The organism is Pseudomonas sp. TE31087, assembly GCF_057284075.1.
In genome coordinates, this window is sequence record NZ_JBXVNN010000001.1 from 5,627,580 (window position 1) to 5,647,991 (window position 20,412).

General features: G+C 64.5%; 19 protein-coding genes and 3 tRNA genes. 8 read left to right on the plus strand and 14 right to left on the minus strand.

Annotation, left to right across the window (positions count from 1 at the left end; genetic code table 11):
• The first annotated feature begins 4 nt into the window (after positions 1–4).
• Positions 5–475 carry a recombination regulator RecX gene (gene recX, locus ACZ899_RS25510; protein ID WP_028690615.1) on the plus strand — a complete coding sequence of 157 codons (471 nt, stop codon included), beginning with the start codon at positions 5–7 and terminating at the stop codon, positions 473–475.
• Between the two features lie 52 nt (positions 476–527).
• Here recX and ACZ899_RS25515 read toward each other — a convergent pair whose 3' ends face one another.
• A complete protein-coding gene (locus ACZ899_RS25515; protein ID WP_234560200.1) occupies positions 528–1,646 on the minus strand; it encodes an LOG family protein in 1,119 nt (372 codons plus the stop codon).
• A 303-nt stretch (positions 1,647–1,949) separates the two neighbouring features.
• On the opposite strand from ACZ899_RS25515, the gene ACZ899_RS25520 reads away from it, so the two are divergent.
• A complete protein-coding gene (locus ACZ899_RS25520) occupies positions 1,950–2,156 on the plus strand; it encodes a hypothetical protein (RefSeq protein WP_203651207.1) in 207 nt (68 codons plus the stop codon).
• 1 nt (position 2,157) lies between these two features.
• Here the strand turns inward: ACZ899_RS25520 and ACZ899_RS25525 are convergent, their stop codons facing one another.
• Complete coding sequence (locus ACZ899_RS25525; RefSeq protein WP_234560201.1) at positions 2,158–2,577, minus strand: quorum-sensing-regulated virulence factor family protein; 420 nt, start codon at positions 2,575–2,577, stop codon at positions 2,158–2,160.
• A gap of 214 nt (positions 2,578–2,791) precedes the next feature.
• On the opposite strand from ACZ899_RS25525, the gene ACZ899_RS25530 reads away from it, so the two are divergent.
• The 3 genes from ACZ899_RS25530 (at position 2,792) to ACZ899_RS25540 (ending at position 5,016) form a co-directional block, all read left to right on the plus strand.
• The gene (locus tag ACZ899_RS25530; RefSeq protein ID WP_234560202.1) at positions 2,792–3,502 is read left to right on the plus strand and encodes a tRNA-uridine aminocarboxypropyltransferase; all 711 of its coding nucleotides are present in this window, start codon (positions 2,792–2,794) and stop codon (positions 3,500–3,502) included.
• Between the two features lie 257 nt (positions 3,503–3,759).
• Complete coding sequence (gene erdR, locus ACZ899_RS25535) at positions 3,760–4,410, plus strand: response regulator transcription factor ErdR (protein WP_203651208.1); 651 nt, start codon at positions 3,760–3,762, stop codon at positions 4,408–4,410.
• Between the two features lie 240 nt (positions 4,411–4,650).
• On the plus strand, positions 4,651–5,016 hold the full coding sequence (locus ACZ899_RS25540; RefSeq protein ID WP_198744388.1) for a diacylglycerol kinase: 366 nt from the start codon (positions 4,651–4,653) through the stop codon (positions 5,014–5,016).
• Between the two features lie 4 nt (positions 5,017–5,020).
• On the opposite strand, the gene finR is transcribed toward ACZ899_RS25540, so the two are convergent.
• A complete protein-coding gene (gene finR / locus ACZ899_RS25545; RefSeq protein WP_110738445.1) occupies positions 5,021–5,947 on the minus strand; it encodes a LysR family transcriptional regulator FinR in 927 nt (308 codons plus the stop codon).
• A 120-nt stretch (positions 5,948–6,067) separates the two neighbouring features.
• Between finR and fpr the strand changes: the two genes are divergently transcribed.
• Positions 6,068–6,847, plus strand: coding sequence for a ferredoxin-NADP reductase (gene fpr / locus ACZ899_RS25550; protein ID WP_046856781.1), 780 nt, complete (start codon positions 6,068–6,070; stop codon positions 6,845–6,847).
• 171 nt (positions 6,848–7,018) lie between these two features.
• Here fpr and tsaA read toward each other — a convergent pair whose 3' ends face one another.
• From tsaA to rimO, 5 genes are all read right to left on the minus strand, one after another.
• Positions 7,019–7,714, minus strand: coding sequence for a tRNA (N6-threonylcarbamoyladenosine(37)-N6)-methyltransferase TrmO (gene tsaA, locus ACZ899_RS25555; RefSeq protein WP_234560203.1), 696 nt, complete (start codon positions 7,712–7,714; stop codon positions 7,019–7,021).
• Positions 7,715–7,720: 6 nt separating this feature from the next.
• Positions 7,721–8,182, minus strand: a complete 462-nt coding sequence (locus tag ACZ899_RS25560) for a YehS family protein (protein WP_203651209.1) — start codon at positions 8,180–8,182, stop codon at positions 7,721–7,723.
• A gap of 50 nt (positions 8,183–8,232) precedes the next feature.
• Complete coding sequence (locus tag ACZ899_RS25565; RefSeq protein ID WP_234560204.1) at positions 8,233–8,943, minus strand: rRNA pseudouridine synthase; 711 nt, start codon at positions 8,941–8,943, stop codon at positions 8,233–8,235.
• A 121-nt stretch (positions 8,944–9,064) separates the two neighbouring features.
• Complete coding sequence (locus ACZ899_RS25570; protein ID WP_203651213.1) at positions 9,065–9,523, minus strand: GNAT family N-acetyltransferase; 459 nt, start codon at positions 9,521–9,523, stop codon at positions 9,065–9,067.
• Between the two features lie 218 nt (positions 9,524–9,741).
• Complete coding sequence (rimO, locus tag ACZ899_RS25575; RefSeq protein ID WP_234560206.1) at positions 9,742–11,073, minus strand: 30S ribosomal protein S12 methylthiotransferase RimO; 1,332 nt, start codon at positions 11,071–11,073, stop codon at positions 9,742–9,744.
• Between the two features lie 236 nt (positions 11,074–11,309).
• Here rimO and ACZ899_RS25580 point away from each other — a divergent pair, with 236 nt between their 5' ends.
• A complete protein-coding gene (locus tag ACZ899_RS25580; RefSeq protein ID WP_234560208.1) occupies positions 11,310–13,208 on the plus strand; it encodes a potassium transporter Kup in 1,899 nt (632 codons plus the stop codon).
• 172 nt (positions 13,209–13,380) lie between these two features.
• Here ACZ899_RS25580 and ACZ899_RS25585 read toward each other — a convergent pair whose 3' ends face one another.
• The 5 genes from ACZ899_RS25585 to ACZ899_RS25605 form a co-directional block, all read right to left on the minus strand.
• Positions 13,381–14,673 (minus strand): virulence factor family protein, encoded by a 1,293-nt coding sequence (locus ACZ899_RS25585; RefSeq protein ID WP_234560210.1) that lies wholly within the window; start codon positions 14,671–14,673, stop codon positions 13,381–13,383.
• Positions 14,673–17,315, minus strand: coding sequence for a bifunctional lysylphosphatidylglycerol flippase/synthetase MprF (gene mprF, locus ACZ899_RS25590; RefSeq protein ID WP_234560211.1), 2,643 nt, complete (start codon positions 17,313–17,315; stop codon positions 14,673–14,675). The genes ACZ899_RS25585 and mprF overlap by 1 nt, the downstream gene beginning before the upstream one ends.
• 253 nt (positions 17,316–17,568) lie before the next feature.
• Positions 17,569–17,645 (minus strand) — tRNA-Met (locus tag ACZ899_RS25595).
• 125 nt (positions 17,646–17,770) lie between these two features.
• Positions 17,771–17,847: transfer RNA gene (locus ACZ899_RS25600), tRNA-Met, on the minus strand.
• Between the two features lie 135 nt (positions 17,848–17,982).
• Positions 17,983–18,059: transfer RNA gene (locus ACZ899_RS25605), tRNA-Met, on the minus strand.
• Between the two features lie 211 nt (positions 18,060–18,270).
• On the opposite strand from ACZ899_RS25605, the gene dinB reads away from it, so the two are divergent.
• Entirely contained in the window at positions 18,271–19,329 is a 1,059-nt protein-coding gene (gene dinB, locus ACZ899_RS25610; protein ID WP_234560286.1) for a DNA polymerase IV, read from the plus strand.
• Between the two features lie 114 nt (positions 19,330–19,443).
• On the opposite strand, the gene ACZ899_RS25615 is transcribed toward dinB, so the two are convergent.
• Positions 19,444–20,397 (minus strand): hypothetical protein, encoded by a 954-nt coding sequence (locus tag ACZ899_RS25615; RefSeq protein WP_203651239.1) that lies wholly within the window; start codon positions 20,395–20,397, stop codon positions 19,444–19,446.
• Positions 20,398–20,412: the final 15 nt, after the last annotated feature.

Sequence of the window (20,412 nt, forward strand, 5' to 3'; positions counted from 1 at the left end):
CCCCATGTCCGTCGTACTCGACACCCCCGTCGCCGTTCGGCGGACAGCCATGGACCTGCTCGCACGCCGCGAGCATGGTCGCGTCGAGCTGACGCGCAAGCTGCGTCAGCGTGGCGCACCGGACGAGCTGATCGAGCCTGCGCTCGATCGGCTGGCCGAAGAAGGGCTGCTCAGTGAAGCCCGCTATCTGGAAAGCTTCATTCGCTACCGGTCCAGTGCCGGCTACGGCCCCGCGCGAATTCGCGAGGAGCTCGGCCAACGCGGCTTGAACCGCGGCGATATCGACCAGGCCCTGCGCGACAGCGAAGTGGACTGGGCGACGCAACTGCGCGATGTCTGGCAGCGCAAGTTCGCCGGGCAACGCCCGCAAGACCCACGCAGCCGGGCGCAGCAGACGCGTTTTCTCGCCTACCGTGGTTTCCCCATGGACATGATCGGCCGGCTGCTCAGCGGTCGCGACCTGGATGACTATTGATGCCCTGTACGGCTGACGCCCATGCGTGTCAGCTGTACAGGGCATTTTGCGTTCAGCTGACCCGCAAGGCTTCCCGGGCTCGCTGGGTGGTGTGCATCGGCTGGGGCTTGGCCCAGTTTTCCGGCAGGTTGATGAAGTCCACCAGTTCGCGCAGACGGCCCTGGTCGCGCCCGTTGAAGGCGAAGGTCAGGCGTGTCAGGTGGCTGAAGTTGCCTTCCTCGTGTTCGGCGCCACTGTCCGCTTGCTGGTGGTACCTACCGCTCAGGCGCAGGTCGGCGAAGCCTTCCTCCACATCATGCAGGGCTGCCTCGCTCAAGGGGTGGTGCATGCGGATCACGAACTGGTTCTTCAACCAGCGGCTGGAGTGGTAGTTGCTGTAGAACTGGTTGATCTCCTCGACCGCTTCGTCGGCATTGTGCACCAGGCGCACCAGCTTGAGGTCGCTGGGCAGGATGTAGCGGTTCTCTTCTAGCTGGCGACTGATGAAGGCCAGGGCGTCCTGCCAGAAGCTGCCGCCGGGTGAGTCGAGCAGCACCACCGGTACCAGCGGGCTCTTGCCGGTCTGGATCAGCGTCAGCACCTCCAGCGCCTCGTCGAGGGTGCCGAAGCCACCTGGGCAGAGCACCAGCGCGTCGGCTTCCTTGACGAAGAACAGCTTGCGGATGAAGAAGAAATGGAACGGCAGCAGCTTGTCGGTGCCATTGACCGTGGCATTGGCGTGCTGTTCGAACGGCAGGGTGATGTTGAAACCCAGGCTGTGGTCGGCTCCGGCGCCCTCGTGTGCGGCGGCCATGATGCCGCCGCCGGCGCCGGTGATGACCATCAGGTCCGAACGTGCCAGCGTCGCACCCAACTCCCGGGCCAACGCGTACATGGGGTGTTCCATTGGTGTGCGTGCCGAGCCGAACACGGTGACCTTGCGCCGCCCCTTGTAGCGCTCGAGGGTACGGAACGAGTGGTCAAGCTCGCGCAGGGCCTGCAGGGTGATCTTGGCGTTCCAGCGGTTGCGGTCGTCGTGGGCCATGCGCAGCACAGTCAGCAGCATGTCGCGATACAACGGCAGGTTGGGGCTGTTCGGCGCGACCAGTTGCAGTTGCTCATCGATCTTGCTCAGGTCGATGCCGTTGTCCCTGAAATGGTTGAACAGCAGCTCGTTCGATTGGTAAGGCATTCAACGTCTCCTTCTGCAGCAAAACCTCTGACCGGGTCGATGGCGTGTCCCGGCCGCGACACTGCGTGTGTCGCTGGCTGCTGTGGCTCGAGTGTGCCCCCCGAGCGTTGCAGTGGGCCTTCAAGGCCATGTTGCAGTGGCAATTCCATCGCGTTGTCGTTGTTATGGGCACTCGATATCAATCTAGACCCTGGCGCGGTTTCGTGCCGCCATAGGCGCGCGCTACCGCCGGTCAGACGGGATACAGGAATGACCGGGCTTTGGTTAACTGGGGGCAGAAGGGTGAGGCGGCGAGGTGGCGGTATGCACCGGCTGGAGATCGAAGTGGATGGGCAACTGTTGCAGTTGCTCGAGCACGAGGCCAAGGTTCATCACCTGAGCCTTGAAGGGGAGTGCCTGCGCCGCCTGCAGGGCGCCGAGGCGCATTCGCGTTACCTGCAGGCGCTGCTGGCCGAATTGCGCGCCGATGATGAGCAACGGCGCGCCAGAAACAGCGATCAGTTGGCCTGAATCACTTCTTCTTGTTGCCGGCCGAGCAGCTGGCTGCGTCGAAGGCCTGGTCCATGACCGGCTGGTTGGTCTTGTAGACAGTGAAGCGGTAGACCATCACGGCGCCCTTGGACATCAGCTGGCGGTAGCCGTTATTACGGCACACGCTGTCGCCCAGCTGGCTGCGGACCTGCGCGGGATTGCCCTGCATGCGCTGGGCATGCTCCTGGCGTACGCTCAGGTGATTGACCAGTGCCTTGCCTTCGACGGTGTAGCCCTGGTCGAGAATGTCTTCGTTGATGGCCCGCGGGGTACCGACGCTGCTTTCCTTGGCGACCTTCTGCAGCATCTGGTTCAGCTCGTACTCCTGCTTGGACGCGGCCTGGGCGGCCAGCGGCAGGGCGAGCAGCAGGCTCAGGGTCGGGACGATAAGATGCAGCATGGATCTCTCCTGGTTCGATGACTGGCGCTTTGACCAGCGCCGGCGGGCGGCGTTCCATGAAACCGCAGGGTTTCCAGGCCGCCAGAAACTGCGATTATAAAGGAGCGGCGTCGTTGGCTGCACGGCAAATGACGTGGGCTCTGGTAGACTGGGCACCTTGTTTTCATCGAGTTGTCGCCGTGCCCCTCCCACTTCCCTGCCAAGGCCTGCTGCCATGAGCCACGCGGTAGCGCGCCTGCGCGCCGAGCGCCTGGCGCGCAGCATCAAACCCTTTGTTGCCCGAGGCTCGCGCGCCGAGCGTTGCGCGGATTGCCGGGTGATCGCCACGCACTGCCTGTGCGCCTGGAAACCCCGGGTGCCGGCCGAGTCCGGCATGTGCCTGCTGATGCATGACACCGAGCCATTGAAGCCGACCAACACCGGCTGGCTGATCGCCGACGTGATCGAGGACACCTCGGCCTTCGGCTGGTTGCGCACGTCGGTGGACGAGGGGCTGCTGGCGCTGCTGGACGATCCCCGTTGGCAGCCCTACATCGTCTTTCCGGGCGAGTTCGTCAAGGAAGATCGGGTGGTCAGTGAGGTTGTGCGCGAGCCGGGCAAGCGCCCGTTGTTCATCCTGCTCGACGCCACCTGGACCGAGGCGCGCAAGATGTTCCGCAAGAGCCCGTACCTCGATCGCTTCCCGGTACTGAGCCTGCAGCCCGAGCAGATGTCGCGCTACCGCCTGCGCCGTTCCAAGCGCGACGATCACTTCTGCACCGCCGAAGTTGCCGCCATGTGCCTGGAACTGGCCGGCGACGGCCAGGCCTCGCAGGCCCTGGACGCCTACCTGGACGTCTTCAGCCTGCACTATCTGAGCGGCAAGCGGCGCCTGCCGCTGGACGAGCAGGACGAGGTCCACCAGCGTTTGCATACCTTCCTATAGTCCAAGGGGCAGGCGCGACAGTTTGGTTCATACTGTCGGGGCTGGCAGCCAGGGTAGGCGGGTTCGACCGGGCAATTGGCTTGACCACCCGGGGCGTGCTCGGCATCCTTGGCGCCGCTTCGGGCACGACGAAGCTGCTGTTACCCCGGACTTCGCCGTGCCATCCCGGCCGGCGGCCCTGCCGTTCGCGCCATGAGTTGCCCGCCAGGCGTCTCCCGTATCCCCTGCGCCTGGCACAGAACAGGATCCATAGATCGATGGCCACATACGAAATCCTGATTGCCGATGACCACCCACTGTTTCGCAGCGCACTGCGCCAGGCCGTTACCCTCGGCCTGGGCCCGGACGTGCGCCTGGTCGAGGTGGCGAGCATCGCCGAACTGGAAACCAGCCTCACCGAGAAAGCCGACTGGGACCTGGTCCTGCTGGACCTGAACATGCCCGGCGCCTACGGTTTCTCTGGTTTGGTCCTGCTGCGCGGCCAGTACCCGCAGATCCCGGTGGTGATGGTTTCGGCCCAGGAGGAGGCGGCCGTCGTGGTCAAGTCCCGCGAATTCGGCGCCAGCGGCTTCATTCCCAAGTCCAGCGAGCTGAGCAAGATCCAGGAAGCAGTGCGCAACGTGCTCGACGGCGATGTCTGGTGGCCGCCGCAGGCGTTCGACAAGGTTGATGTGTCGGCCGAGGCCAAGGCCGCCAGCGAAGGCCTGGCCAGCCTCACCCCGCAGCAGTTCCGCGTGCTGACCATGGTCTGCGAAGGACTGCTGAACAAGCAGATCGCCTATGAACTGAGTGTTTCCGAGGCGACCATCAAGGCCCACGTGACGGCGATCTTCCGCAAGCTGGGGGTGCGCACGCGAACTCAGGCGGCGCTGCTGCTGCAACAACTTGAATCGGTTTCGGCCAGCTAAGTACCCGTGCATTCACGCTTTTTTGACTCCGACTGGACTAGTGTCCTGTCTCGGAAATAGGCTGTTCACTTTTGGCGGCGTCTTGGGCGCCCGGCCGGCGTTGCCACTCCTCGCCATAGCCCTGCTTTGACTCGTCGCGGCGCCTTGGCCGGACACCCAAGCCACTCGCCAAAAGAGAACGTATTTCCGAGACAGGGCACTAGCCTGCCGACCTTATCTCCGGTGAAGTGACGGACACACATGTCGCCATTCAAAGGCCAGACCGGCCTCAAACGTATCGTCAACGCCGCCGGCTATTCGCTGGACGGCCTGCGCACCGCCTTCAAGGGCGAAGCCGCCTTCCGCCAGCTGGTGCTGCTCAACGTGCTGCTGGTGCCGCTGGCCTTCTGGCTGCCGGTCAGCCGCGCTGAGCGGGCGATCCTCATTGCCGTGTGCCTGCTGGGGCTGATCGTCGAGTTGCTCAATTCGGCGGTGGAGGCGGCCATCGACCGTATCTCGCTCGACCGCCACCCGCTGTCGAAGAACGCCAAGGACATGGGCAGCGCGGCGCAGCTGGTGGCCATGAGCATGGTCGCGGTGGTCTGGGGCGTGATCCTGCTCGGTTGAGCGCTCAGGCGATCGGCGGCAGCACGATCTCGTCGCTGCGCCGCACGCCGGCGGTGAAGCTGCGGCACAGCTCGAGGAACTCGCGCATGGCCGAGGTCTGGTACTTCTGCTTGTGCCAGATGAAGTAGAACTGCCGCGCCAGATCCAGGGCCGGAGTTTCCACCGGCACCAGGCTGCCGCGGCGGAAGGCATCGCGCAGGGCCAGGCGTGAGATGCAGCCGATGCCCAGGCCCGACTCCACGGCGCGCTTGATCGCTTCGGTGTGTTCCAGCTCCAGGCGGATATTCAGGTTGGCGCGGTGATGGCGCATGGCCTGGTCGAAGGTCAGGCGCGTGCCCGAGCCCTGCTCGCGCAGGATCCAGGCTTCATGGGACAACTGCTCGATACCGGCATGACCGACCTTGGCCAGGGGATGCTGGGGCGCGCAGAACACCACCAGTTCATCCTCCACCCAGGGTTGCACCTCGAGATCGGGGTGGTTGCAGTCGCCTTCGATTAGACCCAGGTCAATTTCATAGTGGGCGACCTGTTGCACGATATGCGCAGTGTTCTGCACGTGCAGCTTGACCTGGCTTTCCGGGTGCACCTGCATGAAGCTGCCGATCAGCAGGGTGGCCAGGTAGTTGCCGATGGTCAGCGTGGCGCCGACGGCCAGCGAGCCGAAGCCCGACTTGCCGTTGAGCAGGTCTTCGATTTCCTTGGCCTGGTCGAGCAGGGCCACGGCCTGGGGCAGCAACTGGTGGCCCAGAGCGTTGAGGCTCAGGCGCTTGCCGGCACGGTCGAACAGCTGGCAGCTGGACTGGCGCTCCAGTTCGGTGATCGATGTACTTGCCGCAGATTGCGACAAGGCGAGGACGCCGGCGGCCCGCGACACGCTCTGGTGCTGGGCGACGGCGACGAATACCTGGAGCTGACGGAGTGTGAATCGCATATCTATATAACCGATAACACATATCTTGATAATTCAGTTAACAGATATTGTCGCTGCCCCTAAACTATCGCGCAACTGCGCGTCTTGCGCGCGCCGCGTTTTCCTTCAGGAGCCCCATCGATGAGCAACATGAACCACGAACGTGTCCTCAGTGTGCACCACTGGAACGACACTCTGTTCAGCTTCAAGTGCACCCGTGATCCGGGCCTGCGCTTCGAGAACGGTCAGTTCGTGATGATCGGCCTGCAGCAGGACAGCGGCCGTCCGCTCATGCGCGCCTATTCCATCGCCTCGCCGAACTGGGAAGAGCACCTGGAGTTCTTCAGCATCAAGGTGCCGGACGGCCCGCTGACCTCGCAGCTGCAGCACCTGAAGGAAGGCGACGAGATCATCATCAGCAAGAAGCCTACCGGTACCCTGGTGCTCGATGACCTGAACCCGGGCAAGCACCTGTACCTGCTGAGCACCGGCACCGGCCTGGCGCCGTTCATGAGCGTCATCCAGGACCCGGAGACCTACGAGCGCTTCGAGAAAGTGATCCTGGTTCACGGCGTGCGCTACGTCAACGAAGTGGCCTACCGCGAGTTCATTACCGAGCACCTGCCGCAGAACGAGTTCTTCGGTGAGTCCGTACGTGACAAGCTGATCTACTACCCGACCGTGACCCGCGAGCCGTTCGAGAACCAGGGCCGCCTGACCGACCTGATGCGCAGCGGCAAGCTGTTCAGCGACATCGGCCTGCCACCGATCAACCCGCAGGACGACCGCGCGATGATCTGCGGCAGCCCGAGCATGCTCGACGAGACCAGCGAAGTGCTGGACAGCTTCGGCCTGAAGATCTCCGCGCGCATGCGCGAGCCGGGTGACTACCTGATCGAGCGTGCGTTCGTCGAGAAGTAAGTCGAATCGCGGTGACGAAAAACGCAGACCTGGGTCTGCGTTTTTTTATGCCTGCAGGATCTAGGTTGGCGGTGCCGGCCTCTTCGCGGGTAAACCCGCTCCCACAGATTTTGCGCAACCTGTGGGAGCGGGTTTACCCGCGAAGAGGCCTGGCCTGAAAACGAAAGAGCTTCAGCTTTCCCGCACCACTTCCAGCACCCGGATCCGATCCGGTTGCGGGTAGTGCCACCTGACTTGCACATCCCAGAACTTTACCCCGTAGACCCGCTCCGCAGGCGGTACCTGGTAGGCCGGTCGCGGGTCCTGCGCAAGACACTGTTCGATCAGCTCCACCAGTGGCTGATCCAGGCGCAGTGCATGGTCGCGGGTTTGGGGCAGGGCGCTTGCGCTCCATTCGACGGCAATCGCCTCTGGAGCATCATTGGCCATCAGGTTGCTCGCGCCGGCAATGCTGTCCGCATAGGGCACATAAGGCTTGATATCCAGCACCGGGGTGCCGTCCAGCAGGTCGATCCCCGACAGCAGCAGACGCCCCGGCTCGACGCCTTCCAGGCGCACCACCGACTGACCGATGCCATTGGGCCGGTGGGTGGCCCGGGTGGCGAACACTCCCATGCTCTTGTTGCCGCCCAGGCGCGGTGGACGCACTTTCAGGCGTGGCTTGTCTTCCAGTGCCTGGTGGAACAGGAACAGCAGCCACACATGACTGACCTGCTCCAGCCCTTCGACGGCATCGCCCTGGTCAAAGGGCGGCAGCAGCTCCAGCACGCCACGGGCGGCCGGCGCCAGCTGGGGCTGGCGCGGGATGGCGAACTTCTCCTTGAAACAGGAGCGGACAATGCCGACCGGCGAGACGGTATGCTGCATCCTGGCTCAGCCGCGCACGCGAAGGGTCAGGCCCTTGAGGAAGTTGCGCAGCAACTGGTCGCCGCAGGGGCGGTAGTTGTCGTGGCCGACCTTGCGGAACAATGCGCTGAGCTCAGGTTTGGATACCGGGAAGTTGACCGACTTGAGCACCGCGTGCAGGTCGTCTTCCTTCAGCTCGAAGGCCACCCGCAGCTTCTTGAGCACGGTGTTGTTGGTCACCGGCACTTCGATCGGCTGCGCTGGACGGCTGTCGTCACGGCCGCGACGGTGGATTACCAGGCCGTCGAGGAAGTGCGCCATGACCTTCTCCGGGCAGAGCACGAAGCCGGGTTCCTCTTCCTTCTTGACGTAGCCGGCGATGGCCTCGACCGAAACCTCCAGGCCCGAGAGCTTGATGATCTCGGCCAGCTTCTGGTCGTTGGCCTTGAGCATGTAGCGCAGGCTGCGCAGTACATCGTTGTGGTTCATTGCAGCGAATCCTGTTCTGTTGCCGCGTCAGTCATTGCGCGGCGGTAATGCTAAAAGCGTTCGGTGGCGGCCACATAGCGCCACTGGCCCACTGGCAGCTTGCCCATCGACACGCCGCCCAGGCGAATGCGGCGCATCGCCAGGACCTTGAGGCCGGCGGTCTCGCACAGTTGTTCGATCAACCCGGGCTGCGGGTTCTTCAGGACCATGCGCAGGTGTTGCTCGTTCTGCCAGCTGGCCTTGGCCTTCGGCAGTTCGACGCCCTTGCGCTCGACACCGCGGGCCAGGCGCTCGAGAGCCCCCGGCTTGGCCTGGCCGCTGACCTGGACAATGTATTCCTGCTCCATGCGGCGCAGGTCGGCGTCGAGCTTGCGGGTCACCCTCCAGTCCTGGGTGAACAGCTGCAGGCCGCTGGCGCCGGGCAGTAGCGGAGCGACACAGGCCTGGCGGACGAAGTGCCCGTGCAGCGCGCGCACGCCTTCGCGGTGCGCTTCACTGAGGCTGGCCATGCTCATGCCCGCCTGGGCGCTGGCGGTGTCCTGCCCAAGCGGCTGGTTGAGCAGCAGGGTCACTGGCTCCAGCGCTTCGGCGCGAGCACCCGGGAGCAGTTCGACGCGTTGCTCGGCGATCTTGAACTGCGGCTGCTCGACCACCTCGCCATCGACCGTGACCCAGCCTCCTTCAATGTACAGTTCGGCCTCTCGGCGAGAGCAGCCATGCTGTTCGATGAGGTGTTTGGAAAGACGAATGGGTTCGGACATGGACACGGGCATCACGCGGTAGGGAAAGCTTTCATTGTACCTGCCTGCGCGGGGCAGCGGCTGCAAATCGATGTCATTTCCGCCATTTCGGAGCGGGGTGGTGGTTTCCTTGGCTTGCGTCCTAGGACGTTGTACGAACAAGCCTCATGTGCAGTAGGGGATAGGGCTGCCCCAGGCCGTCGGTTTCCGAGCGCCCGTACACCTCGAAGCCTTCGTGCAGATAGAAGCCCAGGGCCTGCGGGTTCTGTTCGTTGACGTCCAGGCGTTCGGCATTGAGCTCGCTTACCGCATGCCGCAGCAGGCGCTGGCCGATACCCTGGCCACGGTACTGCGGCGCGACGAAGAGCATGTCGACACGGCCGCTGGCCACGCCGGCGAAGCCGAGGATGCGTCGCCTGGCATCCTTGCAGCAGACCAGCATCACCGCGTCGAGGTACTTGTGCAGCACATGCTCGCGCAGCAGCACGATGTAGCCGTCGGGCAGGAAGTCGTGGGTGGCGCGCACCGACGCCTCCCACACCCGCACCAGTTCGGGGTAGTCGCTCAGGTGGGGCGTTTGCAGCGTGACGGTGGGCGACATCCTGTGATCCTCGGGGCCATTGAGGAAAACATAGATGTAAAAGGCTGCCCCGCCAGTGGGCTAATGCCAGTCAGTTAGCGCTTCATCGCACTTATTGGGGCTGCTTTGCAGCCCTTCGCGGGTAAACCCGCTCCCACAGGATCGCGCAAACGCTGACCCCAATTGGCTTAACTGACTGGCATTAGCCAGTAGACGGGGTATCTTCAGGCGAGCATCGATCAGACGGGCTCGGCCCACATGTCGTACTCGTCGGCATCGACGATGCGGCAGCGGACCTTGTCGCCCGGCTTGAAGCCGTGGTCGCCGTCGATGAACACGCTGCCGTCGATTTCCGGCGCGTCGAAGAAACTGCGGCCGACCGAGCCCTGCTCCTCGACTTCGTCGATCAGCACCTCGATCTCCTTGCCGATACGCTGCTGCAGGCGCGCGGCGCTGATCGCCTGCTGGTGCGCCATGAAGCGATCCCAGCGCTCCTGCTTGACGTCGTCCGGCACTTCATCGAGGCCCAGGTCGTTGGCCGGGGCGCCTTCGACCGGCGAGTACTGGAAGCAGCCGACGCGGTCGAGCTGGGCTTCGCTCAGCCAGTCGAGCAGGTACTGGAAGTCCTCTTCGGTCTCGCCGGGGAAGCCGACGATGAAGGTCGAGCGGATCACCAGCTCAGGGCACTGCTCGCGCCAGCTCTTGATGCGCGCCAAGGTGCGGTCTTCGAAGGCCGGGCGCTTCATCGCCTTGAGCACCTTGGGGCTGGCGTGCTGGAACGGGATGTCCAGGTACGGCAGGATCTTGCCGGCGGCCATCAGCGGGATCACGTCGTCGACGTTCGGGTACGGATAGACATAGTGCAGGCGCACCCAGGCACCCAGGCTGCTCAGGGCCTCGCACAGTTCGAGCATGCGGGTCTTGACCGGGCGGCCGTTCCAGAAGTCGGTCTTGTACTTGACGTCGACGCCGTAGGCGCTGGTGTCCTGGGAGATCACCAGGATCTCCTTGACGCCGGCCTTGACCAGGCGCTCGGCCTCGCTCAGCACTTCACCGACCGGGCGGCTGACCAGCTTGCCGCGCATCGACGGGATGATGCAGAAGCTGCAGCTGTGATTGCAGCCTTCGGAAATCTTCAGGTAGGCGTAGTGGCGCGGGGTCAGCTTGATGCCCTGGGGCGGCACCAGGTCGATCAGCGGGTTGTGATCCTGGCGTGGCGGTACCACCTCATGCACGGCGTTGACCACCTGCTCGTACTGCTGGGGGCCGCTGACCGACAGCACACTCGGGTGTACGTCGCGGATATTGCCTTCCTCGACCCCCATGCAGCCGGTGACGATGACCTTGCCGTTCTCCTTGATCGCCTCGCCGATCACTTCCAGCGACTCGGCCTTGGCGCTGTCGATGAAGCCGCAGGTGTTGACCACCACCACGTCGGCGCCATCGTAGGTAGGCACGACTTCATAGCCTTCCATGCGCAGCTGGGTCAGGATGCGCTCGGAATCGACCAGGGCCTTTGGGCAACCCAGGGAAACGAAGCCGACCTTTGGGGTGGCGGGAGTGGTGGACATGGCTAACCTCGGTATTGAATACAGGTCGCCCGGCTGGAATCGCGGGCGATCTTGACGGGCGCTTTTTGGCGCCTCTGATCAAAAAGTGCGCAATTCTAGCGAGCGCAAGGTCGCTTTACCAGCAGAAATACGACGAACGCTGCGCTATGCTTCGCGCCGTTGCGCCGGGGCTTCCGGGATGGCCCGGCGCGGGTAGGAATTCAACCGGTCTAGATGGCCGTCTGCGGGAGTGGTCGATGGTTCAGGCAAGCAGTCACGCCGAAGGCGGGCAGGGCGCGGCACGGCCGCTGGGCCTGTTGGTGGCCGCCGTGGGGGTGGTCTATGGCGATATCGGCACCAGCCCGCTGTACACCCTCAAAGAGGTCTTTACCGGTGGTTATGGCGTACAGGTCAACCATGACGGGGTGCTGGGCATCCTGTCGTTGATCCTCTGGTCGCTGTTGTGGGTGGTGTCGTTCAAGTACGTGATGTTCATCCTGCGCGCCGACAACCAGGGCGAGGGCGGCACCATGGCCCTGACCGCGCTGGCGCGGCGGGCCACGGCGCAGTACCCGCGGCTGCGCATGCTGATGGTCGGCTGTGGCCTGGTCGGCGCTTCGCTGTTCTACGGCGACAGCATGATCACCCCGGCGGTGTCGGTGTTGTCGGCGGTGGAGGGCATGGGCCTGGCGTTCGAGGGCATCGACCATTGGGTGGTGCCGATTTCGCTGGTGGTGCTGGTGGCGCTGTTCCTGGTGCAGAAGCACGGCACGGAGAAGATCGGCAAGGCATTCGGCCCGATCATGGTCGCCTGGTTCCTGGCCCTGGCGGCGCTCGGGGTGCATGGCATCTCGCAGAGCCCGGAAGTGCTCAAGGCGTTCAATCCGGGCTGGGCGCTGAACTTCTTTATCGTTCACCCAGGCATGGGCGTGGCCATTCTCGGCGCCGTGGTACTGGCCCTGACCGGCGCCGAGGCGCTGTACGCCGACATGGGCCACTTCGGCCGCAAGCCGATCGCCCGCGCCTGGTTTGCCCTGGTGTTGCCGGCGCTGGTACTCAACTACTTCGGCCAGGGTGCGATGCTGCTGCAGAATCCCGAGGCGGCGCGCAACCCGTTCTACCTGCTGGCGCCGAGCTGGGCGCTGCTGCCGCTGGTCGGGCTGGCCACCATGGCCACGGTGATCGCTTCCCAGGCGGTGATCTCGGGGGCCTTCTCCCTGACCCGCCAGGCCATCCAGCTGGGCTACGTGCCGCGCATGCAGATCCAGCACACCTCCAGCGACGAGCAGGGGCAGATCTACATCGGCGCGGTGAACTGGACGCTGATGGTCGGCGTGGTGCTGCTGGTGATCGGCTTCGAGTCGTCCGGCGCCCTGGCCGCAGCCTATGGCGTGGCGGTGACCGGTACCATGCTGATGACCACCATCCTGGTCTCGGCGGTCATGCTGCTGCTGTGGAAGTGGCCACCGGTGCTGGCGGTACCGCTGCTGGTGGGCTTCCTGTTCGTCGACGGGCTGTTCTTCGCCGCCAACGTGCCGAAGATCGTCCAGGGCGGTGCCTTCCCGGTGTTGGCGGGGATCGTGCTGTTCGTGCTGATGAGCACCTGGAAGCGCGGCAAGCAGATCCTGGTCGAGCGCATCGACGAGGGCGGATTGCCGTTGCCGGTGTTCATCGGCAGCATCCGCGTGCAGCCGCCGCACCGGGTCGAGGGCACCGCGGTGTTCCTCACCGCCCGGCCTGATGCCGTGCCCCATGCGCTGCTGCACAACATGCTGCACAACCAGGTGTTGCACAGCCAGGTGGTGCTGCTGACGGTGGTCAGCGAAGACCGGCCACGGGTGCCGGAGCAGGAGCGGTTCGAGGTGGAGGCCTATGGCGACGGGTTCTTCCGGGTGCTGCTGCACTTCGGCTTCATGGACGAGCCGGACGTGCCGGCGGCGCTGAAGCTGTGCCACCTGGACGAACTGGACTTCAGCCCGATGCGCACCACCTACTTCCTCAGCCGGGAAACGGTGATCGCCTCGCGCCTTGAAGGCATGTCGCGCTGGCGCGGGAACCTGTTCGCGTTCCTGCTGAAGAATGCCAACGGCAACCTGCGATTCTTCAACCTGCCGCTCAATCGGGTGATCGAGTTGGGGACGCAGGTCGAGATCTGAGGGCCGGCCCAGTCAAGGTTTTTGCGTTTTTGGGGTATGAGCGTTCCAATTCAAGATTGCCGGGGCTGCTTTGCAGCCCTTTCGCGACACAAGGCCGCTCCTACAGAGGGATGAGGTCGCCTGTAGGAGCGGGCTTGCCCCGCGATGGGCCGCAAAGCGGCCCCTTTCCCCATCATTTCTCAGCGACGTTGGCCTTTCCCTGGCGGGTCTCGATCTCGCCGATCAGGCGCTTGGCCAGCGCCGGGTAGTTCTCGTCGAAGTGATGGCCGCCCGGCAGCTTCATGCGCTCGCCCACGGCGGTCTTGTCGGTGCAGCCGCTTTCGTCGGTCTCTTCCACACCGTAGATGCACACCACCTTCGCTGCCGGCAGCCTGGCCATCTCCGGCCCGGTCGGCGCCTCCTGACCTTCCTTGCCCAACCAGCCCTCGACCTCGATCTCGAAGCTGCCGCTGCGGGCGAAGGCCAGCAGGATCACCGCGTCGATGCGCTTCTGGTCTTCCTCGGAGAGGCGGTTGTAGATGGCCGGCAGCACGTCGGCGCCGAACGAGTAACCGGTCAGCACGAAGCGCTTGGTGCCCCATTTCTGGCGGTAGTGCTGCATCAGTTCAGAGAGGTCGGCGGCGCTCTGTTCCGGAGTCTTGTGCTGCCAGTAGTAGCGCAGGGTGTCGATACCCACCACCGGGTAGCCGAGTTTGGCCATCTCGCCGGCCACGTCGCGGTCCAGGTCGCGCCAGCCACCGTCGCCGGAAAGGAACAGGGTCACGGTGTCGGTGGTCTGCCCAGCCGGAACTTCCACCACCGGAATCGCCAGGGCGTTGCCGTCGTGGCCGACCAGGGCCTGGGTCAGCTGGGCCTTGAGCACCTGGGGCAGGTGGATGTCGTAGTCGGCGATGCTGGTCTCGGCGTTGGCCTGGTCGCGCACGAAGGCGGCGCTGGCGTCATCCGGGTTGTCGTTCCAGGCCACGTTCCAGTGGCCGTGGGCGGCGGACTTGGGCAGGGCGGCCTGGCAGCCGGGTTGCTCGAGGGTGAAGTCCACCGAGATCGCCCGGGCCTTGTCGTCGCCCTGCGCGGCCAGCCAGCGCCAGGCCTGGGCTGCGCCCGGGCCGATGCCGGCGACCAGGGACGGCTTGTCGGCCAGGCGGGTGAGGGCCTGGTCCATTGCCGCCTGCTGCTTGGCGCAGTCGGCGGGCGGCAGGATCACCTGCACCAATTGGGCTTCGCCGGCCTGGCTCAGGTCGAGCAATTGCTTGTCGGTCAGGGCCTGGTCCTGGGGCACGCCGATGGCCACCCGGGCCTTGGCATGCACGCCGGGGGTGGCGCGGGTCAGGGGGCTGCCGTCGTCGAGGGTGAGGTGCTCCAGGCGCGCCTCGGGCGCCGGCCGGGTCCACAGCCAGAAGGCCGCGCCGCCGGCCAGCACGGCCAGCAGCAGGGGAATCAGTACGTACAGCCAATAGCGTCGGATCATCAACGTTTCACCAATCCAGTCAGGCCGCCAGCGATCAGGGCAGCGGTGTCAGCCAGTGCCACCAGCGGGTCGAGCCCGGCCGGCACGGCCATGTAGCGGGGTTCCCAGTCCGGCTGGAACTTGTCCTTGAAGCGCCGCAGGCCCTGGAAGTTGTAGAGTTGCTCGCCGCGCTGGAACACCATCGAGCCCAGGCGCTGGGTCAAGGGGGCGCCACGGCGCGGCTGCAGCCCGGAGAGGGGTACCATCCCCAGGCTGAAACGGCCATAGTCATGGCTCTTGTAGTGCAGGATCAGGCCGACCATCATGAATTCCATGGTCAGTTTCGGCGCCTCCGGGTGCGCGCGCATCAGGTCGAGACTGGCCAACTCGTTGCTGTGGGTTTCCAGCAGGTTGGCGAAGGCCACCGGACGGCCCTGGAAGCGGATCAGCGCGATGCGGAAATGCTGCAGGTATTCGGGGCTGAAGCGGCCAAGGGAGAAGCCTTTCTCGCGCACGTTCTTGCCGCCGAGCCAGGCGTCGGAGATTTCCTTGAGCTCGGCCAGTGGCGCCTGGCCGGGTTCATGGATCTCCAGGCTCAGGCCGTCGCGTGCGCCTCGGTTCCAGGTGTAGCGCAGGTCCTTCATCTCCTTGCCCTTGGCCTCGATGTCGAAGCGCCGCAGGTCGACCCGGGCCTCTTCGCCGAGCTTGATCGCGGTCAGGCCGATGTCCATGTAGAACGGCAGGTTTTCCGCCCGTACCTGGTAGAACACCGGGCGCGCATGGTGCAGGTCGCACAGGTCGCGGAACTGCCAGATCATCTCGGCACGCTCCTGGGCCGGGCCGATCGGATCGTACAGGGCCACCAGACTACGACCGCGGCGGGCATACATGAGGAAGGCGTTGTCGTTGGGGTGGAACAGCAGCGCCTTGTCGCCGGTCAGGGCCAGGCCGCCATCGGGCTGGTCGGAGGCCAGCAGGATGCGGTTGGCGCGTTGCAACTCGTCCTTGGTCGGCAGGTGGATGACCGGGCGGGCGGTGCGCAGTAGCCAGGTCAGGGCGACGATCACCAACAGCACGGCGCTGCCGAGGGCGGCACGCAGGCCGCGCGGCGCGTCGGCGTCGAGGGTGAACTGCCACCACAGCTTGTGGGTATAGGGCACGTCCTGGTAGGCGAACAACAGCAACCACACCGAGGCGCCGACCACGCAGGCGCTGGCCACCAGGTACACCGGCGAGAACGGCAGCTCCAGCAGGCGGCTGGGGCGGTAGAACGAGCGGCGGAACAGGGCGAGCAGGGCAGCGGTGAAGCACATCAGGCTGGCTTCTTCCCAGTCGAAGCCCTTGAGCAGCGACAGCACCGCGCCCACCAGCAGCAACACCGTGGTCAGCAGCCAGGCGGCCGACAGGCGCCGACGCAGACCCTGGGCGAGCAGCAGGCAGAGCACGCCGATCAGGCTGGCGCCGAAGTGCGAGGCATCGATCAGGCGGTGCGGAATCAGGAAGCCCATGTGTTCCAGGCGGCTGTCGATTTCCGGGGTGGCGCCGGAGAACAGCAGCACCACGCCGGAGAGGAACACCAGGATCGCCAGCACCGGCGCGGCCAGCCCCGAGGCGGCGCGGATCGCCTGTTGGGTGACCATCAGGCGACGGGCCTCGTTGGCCAGCAGCAGCACACAGGCCACCAGCAACGGCAAGACCACATAGATCAGCCGGTACAGCAACAGTGCGGCCGCCAGTGGCGCGGCACCCAGCTGGTTGGCGAAGGCTGCCAGCAGGATCGCCTCGAACACGCCGACGCCGCCCGGCACATGGCTGAGCACGCCGGCGGCGAGGGCGAGCAGGTAGACCAGCACGAAGGCGCCGAACGGCGGCGCTTCTGGCAGCAGCAGGTAGAGCACGGTGGCGGCGGCGGCGACATCCAGCGCGGTGATCAGCAGTTGCAGCGCGGTCAGTCGGGCGCCCGGCAGGCGCAGGGTGCGTCGGCCGAACTGCACCAGCAGGTTGTCGGCCGACGGTTGTTCAGACAGACGCCGGCGATACAGGCCCATCACCAGGGCGGCGGCGGCGACCAGCACGGCGATCGCGATACCGCCCAGCAGCGGAGCGGGCAAGCGCAGCGCGGTCGCCGCCGCAGGCAGGTCGCTCAACGTGGCCAGTGCCGCCAGGGGCGGGAGCGCGCAGCCCAGCGAGAGGCTGGCGAACACGGTCATGCGCGCGACTTCCGCGGCGCCCAGACCCTGGCGCGCATAGAGGCGATAACGGACCGACCCGCCCGACAGCATCGACAGGCCAATGGCGTTGCCGATGGCGAAGGCGCTGAAGCCGCCCAGCACCAGGGTGCGGGGCGGCAGTTGCACGGCCGCGTAGCGACTGGCGGACCACTCATAGCCCAGCAGGATCACGAAACCGACCACGGTGGCCAGGACCGCGCCGAGCAGTGCATTGGCCGGGACGCTGAGCATGGCCTCGTGCAGGGCATAGATGTCCAGTTCGCTCAGCAGGTGGCGACAGGCGATCAGGCCCATGGCGAACAGCACCAGGGTCACTGCCAGCCCCAGTGGTTGGCGGTACTTGCTCAGGCGCTCCAGCCAGGGCAGGCGCTGGGCAGCCGTGGGCAGGGCCGCCGTCAGCGGTGCCTGGGTTTCGGGAGTGGGGGCGGTCATGGGGTGCCTCGTGCGGTCAGCGCGAGGTGCAGGCAAGGTACGGCCAAGTGAAAGTCCCTTTGGAAAAACGTATCCGAATATTACTCCGGGCCGACGGCTTAATCTGTTTCAGGATAGTTAAAGATAGTTCATTCAGCCGCAGGGGCGCGGCAAGGGAGGCAGGTAGCGGGGAAGGGGCAATTGGCTTTTACGGGGCCGGAATGCAACAAACCCCGCACTATCTTGCGATAGGCGGGGCTTGTTCTGACGAATATGGTTGCGGGAGCCGGATTTGAACCGACGACCTTCGGGTTATGAGCCCGACGAGCTACCAGGCTGCTCCATCCCGCGTCAGAGGGGCGCATTCTACGGATTCACCGTACGTTGTCAAGTGTTTATGATGATTTCGTAACCATTTGGCTGAACAGCAGGCAATAAAAAAGGCCACTGTCGAAACAGTGGCCTTTTTTTGAATCTGGTTGCGGGAGCCGGATTTGAACCGACGACCTTCGGGTTATGAGCCCGACGAGCTACCAGGCTGCTCCATCCCGCGCCTGTGGGATCGAATTCTACGGATTTCGTACTGAGTGTCAAGCGTTACTATTTGATTTTTCGAAAGTTTTTACTGATCGAGAATCTAAAGGCAATAAAAAAGGCCACTGTCGAAACAGTGGCCTTTTCTTTAATCTGGTTGCGGGAGCCGGATTTGAACCGACGACCTTCGGGTTATGAGCCCGACGAGCTACCAGGCTGCTCCATCCCGCGCCTGTGAGATCGAATTCTACGGATTTCCTTCGTGGTGTCAAGTATTTAGTTCAAAAAAACCTTTTTTGTTCAAACCCTTAGCGCTTCAGATCGGGGTGCGCCTCAGTCGCGACGGGGCTTTCAGGCCGATCGTCCTGCACAAGACTGTTTAGTGGTGGGGGCATGGGATACTATCTGTATGAATTTACAGTAGTGGCTGTCGTCCATGTCCCTGCGCAAGATCATCCATATTGATTGTGACTGTTTCTACGCCGCCATCGAGATGCGTGACGACCCGCGCCTGGTCGGTCGCCCCATGGCGGTGGGTGGGCAGCCGGGGCAGCGCGGGGTGATCGCCACCTGTAACTATGAAGCGCGTGCCTATGGCGTGCGTTCGGCGATGGCGTCCGGACATGCCATGAAATTGTGCCCGGACCTTGAGATCGTCAAGCCGCGCTTCGAGGCCTATCGCGAGGCGTCGCGGGAGATCCACACGATCTTTCGCGATTACACCGAGTTGATCGAGCCGTTGTCCCTGGATGAAGCGTACCTGGATGTCAGTGACAGCCAGTGGTTTGCCGGCAGCGCCACGCGGATTGCCGAGGACATTCGTCGGCGGGTGGCCCAGCAACTGCACATCACGGTGTCCGCCGGGGTGGCGCCGAACAAGTTCCTGGCCAAGATCGCCAGTGACTGGCGTAAACCCAACGGGCTGTTCGTCATCACTCCGGATCAGGTGGAAGAGTTTGTTTCCCACCTGCCGGTGGCGCGCTTGCACGGGGTTGGCAAGGTGACGGCGGACAAGCTCTCGCGCCTGGGGATCGACACCTGCCTGTCGCTGCGCGACTGGTCGCGGCTGGCGCTGGTTCGCGAGTTCGGCAGCTTTGGCGAGCGTCTGTGGGGGCTGGCGCGGGGGATCGACGAGCGTGCGGTACAGAACGACAGCCGGCGGCAGTCGGTGAGTGTCGAGAACACTTACGACCAGGACTTGCCTGATCTGAACAGCTGCCTGGAAAAACTGCCGGAGCTACTGGTCAGCCTGAACGAGCGGATAGCGCGGATGGACAGCAGTTATAAGCCCGACAAGCCCTTCGTCAAGGTCAAGTTCCATGACTTCAGCCAGACCACCCTGGAGCAGGCGGGGGCGGGTAGGGATCTGGAGAGTTATCGGCAGTTGCTCAGCCAGGCGTTTGCCCGAGGTGGCAAGCCGGTGCGGTTGCTGGGGGTGGGGGTGAGGCTGCGTGATCTGCGCGGGGCGCATGAGCAGTTGGAGTTGTTCGACGATAAATAGAAGAGGGGCCGCCTTGCGGCCCATCGCGGGGCAAGCCCGCTCCTACAAAGCCAACACAGGACCTGTAGGAGCGGGCTCGCCCCGCGATGGGCTGCAAAGCAGCCCCTTTTCTGTTTACTGCACGCCCGGATCGGCTACCAGGCGCCCGGTGGCCTTGGTCAGGGTCTGCAGGAATTCCTGCTGCAGTTCCGGATCGTTGCGGGTCAGCTCGATCAGGCTCTGCTCCAGTTCACTGGCTTCTTCTTCCAGGCCCAGCTCCGACAGGCGCTTGACCCGATGCACCCACTGGCCGACATCATCGTCCTCGAGATCGTCGAAGATCAGCTCGTGAGCCTCGAGCAGCTTGCCACGCAGGTTGCCACTGACCAGCAGGCTGGCGTCGCCGCGCACCTGGTTTTCCTCGTCGGCCACCTGCAGGTGCAGGGTGCCGATATGGTTGAGGTTCTGCTCGGAGAACGGGCTGTCGAGCAGGTTCAGGCGCAGCACACCGTTCTTGTCGGTGGTCAGCTCGTGGGTCATCTTGCCGGCTTTGACCTCAACCAGGCGCTCGTTCCACGGCAGGCTGATGGACTCCTCGCGCTTGCCCTTCTCGACCTCGTCGATACCGGCCAGGTTCTGCTGGGCGCGACCGTTGGACGGCACGTTCATGAACGGGTTGACGCCTGCCACGCCATAGCTGAGCCAGTCGTGGGTGACGCTGTCAGGCAGGTTGCCCAGGGCGAACACGTTGACCACGTTGGCGCCGATACCGGCCACCACCGCTACCGCACCAAGCGGGATCTCGTAGATCTCCCGCCAGGGTTGGTAGGGGGTGTAGCGGTCGTAGCGGCGGGTCACCTCGAACTCGGTGACCTCGAAGCGCTTGAGTTCATGGATGCGCACACGCCGTTGCGGAAGCTCCATCACCTTCGGCTCGCCGACGTCGATCTGCAGGCTGTGCTCGAGCAGCTTGCGCTCGACGCGCTCCTCATGGTCGCTGCGCTGGGACATCTGGTTGGCGCAGCCGCTGAGGAACAGGGCGCCGCACAGTGCGGCGCCCCCCAGGGTGTAGGTACTTCGCTTGGACATGATCACTCGCGTAAC